Origin of the sequence: Amycolatopsis sp. cg9, from assembly GCF_041346945.1 — a bacterium.
In the GTDB taxonomy this organism is placed as follows: Bacteria; Actinomycetota; Actinomycetes; order Mycobacteriales; family Pseudonocardiaceae; genus Amycolatopsis.
Genome location: NZ_CP166850.1, coordinates 6,789,237 through 6,802,708, shown reverse-complemented (window position 1 = coordinate 6,802,708; position 13,472 = coordinate 6,789,237). Strand labels below are relative to the sequence as shown.

Here is a 13,472-nt window from a genome sequence, read left to right as displayed (position 1 = left end):
GAAGCGCGCGCGGGCCCGTGCACCTCCCGTGGACTTCGCCGGGCTGAGCACCGTCTGAGTAGCTCCCGGCTCCCGCAGTTGAGTAGCGATTGCTCACGACGTGCGGCGCGATGACGGCGATCCTGGATCACGCACCGCCGAGACCGGCGGGTCAGCGTGGTCCCACGGCGAGGGAGGCCAGTCATGGCATGGCGAGTCGCACGGTCACTCGAAGTCCTGCGGGCCCAGCTGAACACGATCGCCCCGGGCCGCGACCGCGCGAGCGACGGCGGGATCGGCGATGCCGCGCACGCTTCGCGCGACAGCGACCACAATCCCTGGTTCCACCTTCCCGGTGACCCGGCCGGGATCGTCACCGCGCGGGACTTCACGCACGACCCGGCGGGCGGGCTCGACGGGCAGCGACTCGCCGACACCCTCGAACAGGGGCGTGACCGGCGGATCAAGTACGTCATCTGGAACCGGCGGATCATGGCGGGCGACGCCGGGCCGTCGCCGTGGGAGTGGCGGGCCTACCGCGGCCCCAGCCCGCACACGAAGCACCTGCACGTGTCCGTGGTCGCCGACGCGACCTGCGACGACACCACCGAGTGGGCCTTGGTCGGCCTGGCCCGGCCGACCGCGGCCGAGTGGGCGGAGTTCGCGATCCCCCAGTTCGAATGGGTCAGCGATGAAGAGTCGGAGCCCGTCCTGTACTTCGAAGAGTTCCCGGACCAGGAGGACGTCGGCAAGTTCCTCGCCGGGCTGGGCGCGGGTGCCGCCACGGGAGCGGCCACCGGTGCCGCGGCCGGTCCGTGGGGAGCGCTGATCGGGGCCGGGATCGGCGCCGGTCTTTCGGCGATCTCCCAGGCGACCGCTCCGCAGCAACCGCCACCGCCACCGCCCCGGGCCCCGGCTCCCGCCCGGCCCCCTGCGGCGAGCGCGCCCCCACCGGCCCCGCCGGCTCCGGTGAGCCGGCCCGCGCCGCCACCCCGGCCGTCCGCGCCGGTCCCCGCGATCGGGCGCGCGGTCCGCCAGCCCCCGGCACCGGCACCGGCACAAGACAGCGCGGCGCTTCAGCTGGCCCTGCTCATCCCCGCGCTGACGCAGCTCGTGCAGTCCATGGCGGCGCAGCCGGCCGCCGCACCGCCTGCCGTCGTCACGGCCGACCGGTCGGACCCGGCCGCCGACGAGGCGGCCTGGGAAGACTTCGCCGACTACGAGACCTCCTACGGGCCGACCGGCGAGTACGGCGAATTCGACTACCGCCGGGCCGAGCCACCACCGGAACTCGGCGACATCGAGCGGATCGAGGGGTGCTGAGCGGATGAACCCGGCGATGATGGCGATGCTGACCAAACAGCTGGCCGCGCAGAACGGCGGGAATTCCGTCGAAACCACCGGTGCGGACGGGCCGGCCATGGACCCGTTGATGTCGACCCTGCTCAGCCAGATGGCCGGCGCCGACGGCGAAGGCGAGCAGGGCAGGCGGGTCGAAGAACTCGAAAACCGGCTCGCCGCCGCCAAACGGCGGATCGGTTCGCTGCGCGCCGCGTTGAGCGTCTCCGAGGAAATGATCGAGTTCGTGGCGGAGACCCTCGGCGCCTGCCGGGAGTGCTGGGGCCTCAACCAGCTGTGCCGGCGGTGCCACGGGGGCGGTGGCCCCGGGTGGCGGCAGCCGAGCACCGAAGAACTCCTGCTGTGGATCGAACCGGCGCTCGCCCGATCCGGTCTTCGAGTGCTGCAGCGCACCACGCACGCGATCGAGGAAGGAGCGGATCCGGAGCGCATCGGTCAACACCGGGCGAGTTGAGGGAATTTCGGGCAGCGACGAGGAACGACCAAACGGAGAACACGATGCCGGTCATGCATGAGAACGACGAAGACACCTTCGAATCCGATTGGGACGAGGCCTTCGCCGACGAATTCGATTCGGACGACGAAGGGTTCTACGGCGAATACGACGACGAAGCCGCGCCCTCGGCGCAGTTCCGCGGCCGGTTCGGCTCGGTGCGCCGCTCGCCGCTCGGCCGGGTCAGCACGCCCACCGGCAGCGGGGTTTCCGCCGCCGTGCTCGCGACCCCGCAGGGGCAGGCGAGGATGCAGCTTTCCCAGAGCGTCGTCAGCAAGGCCGACTTCGACTCGACGGTCACCGCGCTGCGCAACGGGCTCAACCGCAACACCGATCGGCTGAACACCGTCCAGCGCGACGTCGCCGGCCTCTCCAGCCGGGTCACCGCGGTCTTCAACGCCGATCAGCGGCAGCGCCGGGAACTGGCGAAACTGCGTGCCCAGTCCACGAAGTGGCAGAAGGCGAACACGACGGCGATCACCAAGGCCCGGCAGGAATCGCAGAACACCACCATGTTGTTCCTGCTGCTGACGGTGCTCGGCCAAGGCGGTTCGGGGACCGACAACAACACCTCGCTGATCCTGCTCCCCCTCCTGCTGATGGGCGGCATGGGAGGGATGGGCGGGGAAAGCGGCAGCGGCGGCGGCGATTCGAACAACAGCATGATGACCATGCTGATCCTCGTCCTCGTGCTGAGCGGGAGCCTGGGCACCAAGACCGCCTAGGCCCGACGGGGAGGAAACGATCATGTACAACGAATCGCTGATCCCGATCATCCTGCTGCTCTCCAGTGGCAAGGAGGTGCAGCGGCGCAGCCAGCAGGCGGTTCTGCTGAACACCGTTCCGATCGCCACGAACATGCGGGGCACGATCGGCGCGCTGGGCGCCGTCCAGCAGGCGAAGCAGTCGCTCGTCGACGAGACGCAAGCGGTCAACGCGGCCGCGGACCTGCTCATCGAAATCATCCAGGGCGGCGGGGCGATCGACCTCGCCCGGCTGCAGGCCGACGCGGTGCTCCAGCGGATCGCTTCGCAGGAACTCGCCGACAAGCTGCAGGCCGTGGTGGACCTGGTGCCCACGATGCCGGACGGCGCCGCCGAACGAGCGCGGCCCGTCGCCGGCAACGGCGAGGAGTCCACCGGCACCCGGAGGAAGGCCGTCACCGCCGGGTCGAAATGACGGCGAACGAGCAACCGAGCCGTCCGGGCGCGGACCACCGCGTCCGGACGGCCGTGGGAGGCGAGTCTTCGTGACCGGAACGCCGCAGTTCGATCCCGCGCTCAAAGCGCGCCTCCTCGCCGAGACCGGCACCGCACCGGGACGGGAACTGGCCGTCCTCGCGCGGCTGCGCGACCGGGGCACCGCGGTCGAGGACCTGCGGGTGGTCGCCCGGTTCGGGGACGTCGTCACGGCCCGGGTGCCGCTCGACCGGCTGCTGGCCGTGCGGGCGGACCCGAACGTGGCCAGCCTCAAAGCGGGCCGCACCTACGCGCCGACACTGGCCAGGTCCGTGCCGGCGCTGGGTGCGTCCCCGGACCAGCTCCGCGTCGTCGGCCTGCCGGCGGGGATCGACGGCAGCGGCACGTTGCTCGGCGTCGTCGACTGGGGTGTCGACGTCGGGCACGCGAACTTCCGCGGCGGAACCGGCGGCACCCGGTTGCTCCGGCTGTGGGACCAGCGGGGCGGGGAAACCCCGGCCAGCCCGGCGCCCTTCGGCTACGGCCGGGTCTTCACCCGCGAACAGATCGACGCCGCGCTCGCCACCGGCGACGTCTACGCCGCGCTCGGCTACGACCCCGCCGACGCCGACCCCACCCGCACCGGAACGCACGGCACCCACGTACTCGACATCGCCGGCGGCAGCGGTCGCGCGCCGGGCGCGTCCCCCGGCGTGGCACCCGGCGCCGACCTCGTCTTCGTGCACCTGAAAGCGGACGACACCCGGATCGAGGGCACCCTCGGGGACTCGGTGCGGATCCTCGAAGCCATCCGCTACATCACCGACGTCGCCGACGAACTCGACCGGCCGGTGGTGATCGGGTGCTCGTTCGGGCGCACGGGCGGCCCGAAGGACCAGAGCCCGCTGGTCGTCCAGGGCATCGACGCGCTGCTCGCGGAGAAGCCCGGCCGGCAGGTCGTGGTCAGCGCCGGCAACTACTTCGACGCGCGCCTGCACGCCGCCGGGCGGATCCGCGCCGGTGACGTGCTGAGCCTCCCGTGGGTCTTGCCGGAACGCAGCCACGGCGTCGCCGAAATCGAGGTCTGGTACCCCGGCGAGGACCGGCTCGACGTCGAACTGCTGGACCCGGCCGGCACCCGGGTCGCCGGCGCGGCGCTGGGCGAGGACGACGTCGCGACCGACGAGCGGGGCACGCTGGCCGCGCTGTTCCACCGGCGGTGGGACCCCAACAACGGGGACAACCTGATCAACGCGCTGGTCCAGCCGAGGGCGGGTGCCGGAACGTGGACGCTGCGGTTGCGCGGCGACCACGTCTCCGACGGCGCCTGGCACGCCTGGATCGAGCGGTCCACGGCGCAGGCGCAGTCGCGGTTCCCCGGCGCCGTCGCCAACCCGGCCACCACCATCGGCACCATCGCCGGGGGCGAGCGCAGCATCGCCGTCGCCGCACTCGACCTGGAACGCGGCGCGCCCGCGGCGTTCAGCAGCGCCGGCCCGACCCGGGACGGCAGGCTCAAGCCCGATCTCGCCGCTCCCGGCTACGCGATCAAAGCGGCGAAGTCCAGCATCCGCACCGAAACCGGCCGCACGGCCGACGAACTGACGATCAAGAGCGGCACCAGCATGGCGACCCCGCACGTCGCGGGCACGATCGCGCTGATGAACCAGGCGGCGGCGCCGCGGCGCCTGACCGCGGAGGAGACCCTGCGCATCCTGCGGCACACCGCCCTGCGCGACCCGTCCGCGAACCAGCCGGAGTTGCTCCGCTTCGGCGCCGGCCGGGTAAACGCGGCGGCGGCCTGCCGCGCAGCCGCCACCCTGGCACGCGGCGGCCCATCCACGGCCGACGTGACGGGCGATGCCGAGACCGTCGCCCCGGACGAAACCACGACGGAACCGGACGAGGCGGTCCGGCGCGCCAAACGGCCAAGGGACCGCCGGGTTCAGCCCCCTTCGCGCCCGACCCGCCCGGCAACCACCGGCGCGGCGACGCCGGTGCCGGCCGCCGCGGCGGTGCCCTTGGCCGCCGCGGCCCCGGCCGGGGTTGCACCGGCCGCGCCGATCACCGAACCTGCCCCACTGGCCGGCCCGATCACGCCGGCCGCCGAACTCCCCGGTCTCCGCCCCCTGGACCCACCGGTGGTCGCGACCGCCCCACCGGCCGAACCGACCCCACCACCCCCGGCGGTCGCAACCGCACCGGCCGCCGAACCGATCCCACCCACGGCCCCGCCAACCCCGGCGCCTATCCCCTCGCACGCCGCATCCGGCCCGGCCGGCCTCCTGTCCCTCGATTCCCCGCCCACACCGGCAACGCCGCCCCCGGCAGCAACCGCACCGCCCGCCGGCTCGGTTCCGGCGGCCGGAGACCTACCCGGTCTCCTCTCCCTCGATCCCCCACCCACACCGGCAACTCCCACCCCGACGGCGGCAACCGCACCCGCCGGTCCGGCCGCGCCGACCGGGGACCAATCCGGCCTTCTCGCCCTCGATCCTTCACCCACACCGGCAACTCCGCCCCCGGCGGCGACAACCGCACCACCGGCCACGCCGATCGCGACCGCACCCCCCGGCGAACCGATCCCACCCCCGGCGGCCTCAACCGCGCCACCGCACGCCCCAGCCGCACCGGCCGGCGACCTGCCCGGCCTAGTGCCCCTCGATTCCCCGGCAACGCCACCCCCGGCCACGGCAGCGACACCTGCCGCCGGCTCGGTTGCGCCGGCCGGGCTTCTCGCGCTCGATCCCCCACCCACATCGCCACCGCACGCCCCAACCGCACCACCCAGCGAACCGATCCCGCCCCCGGCGGCCGCAACCACGCCACCGCACGCCGCAGCCACACCGGCCGGGCTCCTGGCCCTCGATCCCCCGCCCGCGCCGAGCGTCCCGGCGCCCGGCACGCTCCCGAGCAAAGGACAGCCGCTCATGACGTCGACACTGGTCGCCTCCGATGAGTTCGCCGAAGACACCCGTGGGCGGGTTCCGGACTGGCCCGGGGCGACGCCCGACCAGCTGCGGTTCATGGCCGACGTCTTCGACCGGCACGTGGCGAACGCCGAACGGATCCGGCCCTACGTGGCGGATGTGCCCGGCTCCGAACTCGGGGCCGTGGAAAACGGGCACCTGCTCCGGACCGCCGCCGCGGTGGATGCGGTGGCCATGCTCGCCGCCGCCCGGGCGGAGCTCGGTGCCGGGAGCCGGATCGGTGTCGTGTCCGGTTACCGGTCGGCCTCGCGGCAGTTCTCGCTCTGGGAACAGGGCTTCCCGCGCTACTACCGGGAAACCGAGGAGCGCCGCGCCACGCTTCCCGGTGGGGCGCACGGCAGTGCGGCGGCCGACGCGCTGGCCCGGGAAATCGGCCGGTGGCTCGGTGCTCCCGGACACAGCCTGCACAACGACGGCCGGGCCCTGGACCTCGGCGTCACCGAGGACGGCGTCCGGCTGAGCGCGCGCCGGGGTGACAACCCGCGCTGGCTGACCTCGCGGCTGTTCGCGTGGCTGTCGGCCAACGCCGCCCGGTTCCACTTCGGACAGGACCCCTCGATCACCGAATACTGGCACTGGCGGCACACCGGTACCGCCGGTGCCACCGAGTCGTACGCGGAGGACAGCGCGGCGCTCCCGGCGGGCGAGCTCGTGCTGAACGACGTCGAACTGCTGCGGCCGCACCGCGGCAGCCCGCCCGATCTGCTGATCCGGTGGAACGAACTGCCGGCCGGGACGCGGTCGGCCGACGTCGTCGTGCACTTCCACGGCTATTCCGCGCGGCGGTCCGCGATGGACATCGTCCGGGACAAGGCGCCGGACAGCGGGCTCGACTTCGCCGATCCCGACGGTGGCACCGGCGCGCCGCGCCGCATCCGGCCGACGATCTGCTTGCTGCCGCGGGGAAACCACTTCGGCGGGCGGAGCGGGAACGGCTACGACTTCCCGCAGCTGGTCGCGGCCGGGAAGCTGACCGAGCTGATTTCGCTGGCGCTGGCCGCGGTGGCCGAACGCGCCGCCTCGCCCGGGATCACCGCGGGACGGCTCATCCTCACCGCGCATTCGGGCGGTGGCGCGGCGTTGACACGGGTGCTGGCGCACACCGATCCGGACGAGATCCAGACCTTCGACGCGTTGTACGGCCCGGTCGGGCCGCTCGCGAGCTGGGTGCGCCGCCGGATCGAGCTCGACCGCGCCGATCCGGAGCGACGCGGTTCGCTGCGGGTCTTGTTCCGCCGCCACGAAGGGACCGCGCGCGGAAGCGCCGCCGTGGCGGAGGCCGTGCGGACCGCACTGGCCGCGGCGGGGCCGGCGGGTGCTCAGCTGGCGCCGCGCTACCGGGTCGAGGGCACGACGCTCGCGCACGGCGCCATCCCCCGCGCCTACGGCTGGCGGCTGCTGGCCGATCCCGGCGCCGACGTCCCGAACGTCGACGGCCCGGGGCGCGCGGCCGGCGCCGGCGAGGCCGAATGGTGGCCGTTCGTGCCGGCGGCACCACCGGCCGACGCGCTCGTCGCCGACATCGTCCGCGCGATCGCGCAGCACGAAACCGGCGAGCGGGCCGTGGAATCGTCGATGCACACGAGCGCAGGCGTCCGGGCCAGCATGGCCAGCCAGGTGCAGGCCACCACGCCCTGGGCGATCGATGCCCTCCACGCGCTGGACGACGCCGCGCTGACCGGGTTCGGGCTGACCCGGCCGGACCTCACCTCGGCCAGGGACGTCGCGGCCGCGACGAGGCGGCTGTGGGGGCGGATCCACGCCAACGCACCGGGCGCCGACCCGGCCGCGTTCGCCGCCGATCCGGCCAACCAGCCGTTGCTCGCCACCACTGGCTTCGGGCCGGTGGAGGTCGCGAGGATGTTCGACTTCCGGGAACTGCGCGCGGAAACCGGCGCGGCGGTCGCGCTCCGGCTCGGGCAGCTGCAGGCGCTGGGCCAGGCGCAGCTGTTCGCACGGGCGAGCGCGGCGGACCGCCGGTTCGCGGGCGTGTCGGCGGCGAGCCGGCTGACCGACGCGCAGCGCCGGACGACGCTCGAACGCCGGGTCGCCGCCCGGGAGGGGGCCGCCGACGTCATGACGGCCTCGGCCCGCCCCGCGCGGCTCGGGATCCGCGAGACCGACCTGTTCGCCTACGCTCGCGGCAACTGGGGCGAGGACGGCGCGGCGTGGCAACGCCTCGCGGTGGGCCGGCAGCCGGCCGGGCCCCGGATCGAGGCCGCGGCGACCGCCGACCGGGGGCTCGAACTCGGCCGCGCGCGGGTCCGCCGGATCGTCGACGCCGTCCGCGCCGACCCGGCCACCGCGTCGGCCACCGACGAAGAGATCTGCGGGCACGCCGCCGCCCGGCACAACCCCGGTGCCGGGGACCGATACCGCGACGACGTGGTGGCGCACTTCCTCGCCCTGCGCGGAAATTCCGGCCAACGGTGCAGCAGCCACGGACGACTGTGATCCCTCACCACCAAGTCCGACCGGCGAGCACGCCGGTCAGCTCCTCCCGGCCACCGATACCCAGTTTCAGGTAGATCCGGTGCAGGTGGTTGTCGACCGTCCGCACGGACAGCGTCAGCCGGTCGGCGATCACCCTGCTCGGCCGCCCTTCCGCGGCGAGCAGGGCGATCTCGCGTTCCCGGGCCGTCAACGGCGCGGCCGGGGCGGCGCCCGCCAGCGCCGGGGTGTTCGCGCCTTCGCAGGACTGGGCCAGCGAGTGGCCGACCGCGGCGGCCTTGGCGGCCGCACCGGCCCGGCCGCTCCGCCGGTGGAGCGCGCTCGCCCGCACGGCGGCCTCCGCCGCATACAGGAGAAAGCCCCGCTCCGCGAACCACTCGGAGGTCCGTTCCAGCCAGGACGCGTCCCCGACGACGACGGCCGCGGCGTGCTCGGCGAGCGTGTGGACCAGTGCGCCGTCGACCAGCCGGGTCAGCCGGGTCAGCCGGTCTTCCGCCCGCCCGAGCTCGCGTTCGGGCCCGCCCAGGCGGACGACGTCGTGCCAGGCCAGCATTTCGCACCCGGGCGCCCCGGCCTCGGCCGCCTCCTCCGCGGCCGCCACGGCGTTCCGGCGCGCGGTGACCAGGTCGCCCTGCGCGCAGGCGACCCAAGCCCGGGCGCGGCTTCGCGGGCCGACGGGGATCCCCGGCGGCAGCACCCGATCGGCCTCTTCGAGCGCCGAGGCGGCCCGCACCGGGTCCCCCAGCACCGCCGACGCCTCGGCGAGCCAGCCGAAGAGCTGCGGCTCGAGGTGCCACGTCCACCCGGAGGGGTGAGCGCGGACGAGGACCGCCGCCTCCCGGAGCAACCGGGCCGCCGCCGTCACCCGGCCGGCGAGGAGAGCCAGGTAGCCGCTGGTCATCGCCCAGATCGCCTGCGCCTCGGCGGACCGCCGCTCGAGCGTGCGGCCGTAGCGGGCCGCCGCGAGCCGCCGCGCGTCGGTGATGCGCCCGGCCAGCGCGTGCGCCAGCGCGGACGACGGCAGCAGCGTCTCGCCCGCGGACCCGGTGCCCGCCTGGGCCCGGCCGGCGAACTCGCCACGGCGGACGAGGTCGAGCGCCAGCGCCGAACGACCGGACAGCGCCGCGGCGGCCGCGGCGGTCTCGGCCGCGGCCACGGCGACGACCGGGGCGGCCGAGCCCACCTGCGGCAGCGCGAGGTCCAGCGCGGCTGCGACCTGCCAGCGGCGGAGCGCGGCTTCCGCGTGGACGACCGACGGCAGGCCGGGGCCGCACCTTTCGAGCTCGGCGTCCGGCAGCACGTCCTCCTGGCCACGCCGCGCCCGGGACCGCGCCGACAGCAGGGCGGCGAGGTCCCGCTCGAACCCGGGCCGGGCTGCTGTCCGCCGGCCGGTGAGCGAGGTCTCGACGTCGTCGGGCCGTCCCCGGAGGTAGGCGACGCCGGCCCGGGCGAGCGCCGCGGCGAACCCGCCGCCCGACCGGGTGCCCGCGGCGGCGAGCCGTTCCGCCAGGTCGATGTCCCCGGCCGCGGCCGCTTCCCAGGTACCGGCGACGAACGCGCTCGCCGGGCACGACTGGCCCGCCGCCAGCCGCCCGGCCGCCAGCCGGGCACCGTCGCCCTGCCGGCGGGCGCCGGTGCCCTCCAGCGCGTCGGCCAGTCGCCGGTGCACCCTCCGCGCGTGCAACGGCTGCACGGTTTCCGCGAGCACCCGCGCGCACAGGGGATCGCGCAGCCGCAACCGGTGCCGCCGCTGCTCGACCTCGGCGTCGAGCAGCCCGGCGCCGTCCAGCGCGGCGAGCGCGTCGGCGTCGAAGACCTGTTCGGCCAGCCCGGTCTCCCAGGGTTCGCACAGCGCGAGCCCCTGCGCCACCGACCGCGCCTGGGGCGCGAGGTCGCGGAGCTTGGCCAGCTCCGGTCCGGACAGCCGCGACCCGGGCGTCCACCACCGCTCCAGCCGCCACAGCCCGTGCTTCTCCACCAGTGCGGCGCGATCCCGCATGTCCTCGACCAGCCGCCGCAGCAGCATCGGGTTGCCGCCGGAGAACCGCCACACCAGGTGCACCAGTGCGCCGTCGACCTGCTCGCCGAGGACTTCGGTCAGCAGTTCCGCGATTCCTTCGCAGGACAACGGTTCCAGGACGAGCTGCGCGAAGCCGTCGGACGCGGCCATCGCGGCGAGCGGCGGCGGGCCCGGTTCTTCGCTCCTGGCCGCGCACAGCACGAACGCGGCACCGCTCGTCGCCAGGCGCAGGGCCTCGGTGACGGCCGGACCGGCCAGGAGGTGCACGTCGTCGAGGCACAGCACCGGACGCCGTCCCCGGCCCGGCGCGGCGGCGACGTCCGGGATCGCGGCCGCGCCCCACAGCGCCGCCGTGCCCTGCTTGACCGCACGGCGCATCGCCTCGGCGAGCAGCCGGGTCTTGCCCACCCCGGCGCGCCCGGACACCACGACGCCGAAAACGTCGCTGCGGTGCGCAGCCTCCGCGATCCTCCGCAGCGGGCGACGCCGATCCGTCAACGGCCAATGGCCGGCGTGCACCGGCGTCACGGGAGTCACGGCTCCCGGCCCGGTCTGCCGTTCCTCATTTCGCGCCCCCCTCCACGCCCGTGCGGCGCGCGCACCGGTGCGACATCCAGGAATACACCCGCGGAAACGTGGCGGTGAAGGCGTTTCCCCCGGATGCGGTGGACAGCTCGCCGTTACGGGCGAAGGACGACACGGTCGGGAAACATTATTTCAATCAGGCTAACGGCCGGCGGCGGGAAAGTCGCCGACGCCGTTCTCCACCAGGTCGAACGCCTCATCGATGAACGCCACTTGCTCGCGGCGCACCAGTTCCGCGTCCTCTCCCCCGATGATCCGGCCCATCGCGTGCGAAAAGATCGTCGCGATCGCCGTGGTCAGCAACCCCGCCACCATCCGGGAGCGGAAAGCGTCGCCGGTCTCGCCGACGAAAATCTCCGTGAACGCCTCCGCGATTTCGCGTTCCTGCTCGTACCACCGCGCCATCAACGCCGGGCTCGACGTCAGGACCCACCAGAAACCCGGGCCGCCGGCGATGGCGCCGGACAGCGGATGCCCCGAAGCCAGCAGCGAGTGCTGGTGCTCGCGCAGGGCCGCGCACGGCGACACCCCCGCCGGCCGTGCGGTGACCACCGAGGTCAGCTCCGCCAGGCGGTCCGCGTGGCGGTCGAGGAACAGGTCCTCCTTGCGCGGGAAGTAGTTGAAGACCGTCATCTTCGAGACGCCCGCCGCTTCGGCGATCTCCGCCACCGTCACCTGGTCGAAGCCGCGCTGGATGAAGAGGCCGGTCGCCACGTTCGAGATGAGCTGGCGTGTTGCCTGCTTCTTGCGCTCGCGCAGTCCGTGATCCGCCATGAGCCGAGAGTATAGACCCAGCACAACGTTTGACTCGGTAAAAGTTTCGGGGCATCATCGGAGCCATGAACAGGGATGTGGTGATCTCCGGGGGCGGACCGGTCGGCTTGATGCTGGCCTGCGAACTGCGGCTGGCGGGCGTGGACGTGCTCGTCGTCGAACGGCTGCCCGAGCCGGACCTGACGATCAAGGCCGGGTCGGTCAACCTGACGACGGCCGAAGCCTTCTACCGGCGCGGGCTGCTGCCCGCCATGGACGAGAACGTGCGGCAGAACGCCGCGCGGATCGAGGAGTTCCTCAAGTCGCGGGGCGGCGGCGGGCCGAAGCCGGCGATGCCCGTGGGGCACTTCGCGGGCATCATGGTCGCCTCGAACGGGGTCGACTTCGAGGATCCCGACTTCCGGGACGTCGGACCCGCGTCCCGCGTCGTCGTGATCCAGCAGCAGGCCGTCGAGGCGATCCTCGCCGCGCGCGCCCTCGAACTGGGGGTCGAGATCCGGCGCGGGGTCGAGCTGACCGGGTTCGAGGCCGGCGACGACGGCGTGACCGTCGAGCTCGGGGAGGAAACGGTCCGCGCGAGCTGGCTGGTCGGCTGCGACGGGGGTCGCAGCCCGGTCCGGAAGCTGGCCGGGTTCGAGTTCCCCGGGACCGACCCCGCCGTCACCGGGCGGCAGGCGATGGCCGAGCTCAGCGGGGTCGACAAGCTGCCCGGGGGCTGGCAGCACGGCACCGGCGGGCTCTACGTCCACGGGCCGATGCCCGGGCGGATGCTCACCGTCGAGTTCGACGGGCCGCCGGCGGACCGGGACGCGCCGGTCACCGCGCAGGAACTGGAGGACAGCTTCCGGCGGGTATCCGGCGCCGACGTCCGGGTGCTCGAGGTGCACAGCGCGACGCGCTTCACCGACAACGCGCGCCAGGCGAGCACCTACCGCCTGGGCCGCGTCCTGCTGGCCGGCGACGCCGCGCACGTCCACTCCCCCTTCGGCGGGCAGGGGCTGAACCTGGGCATCGGCGACGCCGTCAACCTCGGGTGGAAGCTCGCCGCGACCATCCACGGCTGGGCACCCGAGGGCCTGCTCGACACCTACACCGCCGAACGCCACCCGATCGGCGAGTGGGTGCTCGAATGGACGCGGGCGCAGGTCGCGCTGATGCGCAGCGACGTCCGGACGAAGGCGCTGCGCCAGGTCGTCGGCGATCTGCTGCGCACCGACGACGGCGCCACCTACCTGGCCAAGAAGCTCTCCGGCGTGCTGCACCGCTACCCGCTCGACGGCGACCACGACCTCACCGGCCGCGCGGCACCGGACTTCGCCTTCGCCGACGGAACCCGGCTCGGCGAACACCTCCAGGACGGCAAGGCGCTCCTGCTCGACCTCGCCGACGACGCCGGCCTGCGCCAGGCGGCGGCGGGCTGGAGCGAGCGCGTCAACGTGCTCACCGCGAAGGGCGCCGACGAAGCGAGCCTCACCGGGGTGCTGCTCCGGCCGGACGGCTTCATCGCCTGGGCGAGCGAGGACGGCGGGACCGCCGGCCTGGAGGCCGCGCTGCGGAGGTGGTTCGGCGAGCCCGCGTGACGCCGGGGGCGCGCCGGGACGGTCCCGGCGCGCCCGCGACGCGTGGCACCCGGTGGTTCAGGT

Annotated in this window: 8 protein-coding genes; 6 read left to right on the top strand and 2 right to left on the bottom strand. The window is 74.3% G+C overall.

Annotation, left to right across the window (positions count from 1 at the left end):
* Positions 1–183: 183 nt before the first annotated feature.
* The 5 genes from AB5J73_RS31610 to AB5J73_RS31590 all read left to right on the top strand — a co-directional run bounded on the left by AB5J73_RS31610 (position 184) and on the right by AB5J73_RS31590 (position 8,453).
* Complete coding sequence (locus tag AB5J73_RS31610) at positions 184–1,302, top strand: hypothetical protein (RefSeq protein WP_370962326.1); 1,119 nt, start codon at positions 184–186, stop codon at positions 1,300–1,302.
* Between the two features lie 4 nt (positions 1,303–1,306).
* On the top strand, positions 1,307–1,792 hold the full coding sequence (locus tag AB5J73_RS31605; protein WP_370962325.1) for a hypothetical protein: 486 nt from the start codon (positions 1,307–1,309) through the stop codon (positions 1,790–1,792).
* 53 nt (positions 1,793–1,845) lie between these two features.
* A complete protein-coding gene (locus AB5J73_RS31600) occupies positions 1,846–2,556 on the top strand; it encodes a hypothetical protein (protein ID WP_370962324.1) in 711 nt (236 codons plus the stop codon).
* A gap of 22 nt (positions 2,557–2,578) precedes the next feature.
* Entirely contained in the window at positions 2,579–3,010 is a 432-nt protein-coding gene (locus AB5J73_RS31595) for a hypothetical protein (protein WP_370962323.1), read from the top strand.
* Positions 3,011–3,080: 70 nt separating this feature from the next.
* A complete protein-coding gene (locus tag AB5J73_RS31590) occupies positions 3,081–8,453 on the top strand; it encodes a S8 family serine peptidase (protein WP_370962322.1) in 5,373 nt (1,790 codons plus the stop codon).
* Between the two features lie 4 nt (positions 8,454–8,457).
* On the opposite strand, the gene AB5J73_RS31585 is transcribed toward AB5J73_RS31590, so the two are convergent.
* Together AB5J73_RS31585 and AB5J73_RS31580 are read right to left on the bottom strand one after the other, a co-directional pair.
* Positions 8,458–10,968, bottom strand: coding sequence for a LuxR C-terminal-related transcriptional regulator (locus AB5J73_RS31585; protein WP_370962321.1), 2,511 nt, complete (start codon positions 10,966–10,968; stop codon positions 8,458–8,460).
* Positions 10,969–11,196: 228 nt separating this feature from the next.
* Positions 11,197–11,829 carry a TetR/AcrR family transcriptional regulator gene (locus AB5J73_RS31580; RefSeq protein ID WP_370962320.1) on the bottom strand — a complete coding sequence of 211 codons (633 nt, stop codon included), beginning with the start codon at positions 11,827–11,829 and terminating at the stop codon, positions 11,197–11,199.
* Positions 11,830–11,894: 65 nt separating this feature from the next.
* On the opposite strand from AB5J73_RS31580, the gene AB5J73_RS31575 reads away from it, so the two are divergent.
* The gene (locus tag AB5J73_RS31575; RefSeq protein WP_370962319.1) at positions 11,895–13,409 is read left to right on the top strand and encodes an FAD-dependent monooxygenase; all 1,515 of its coding nucleotides are present in this window, start codon (positions 11,895–11,897) and stop codon (positions 13,407–13,409) included.
* Positions 13,410–13,472: the final 63 nt, after the last annotated feature.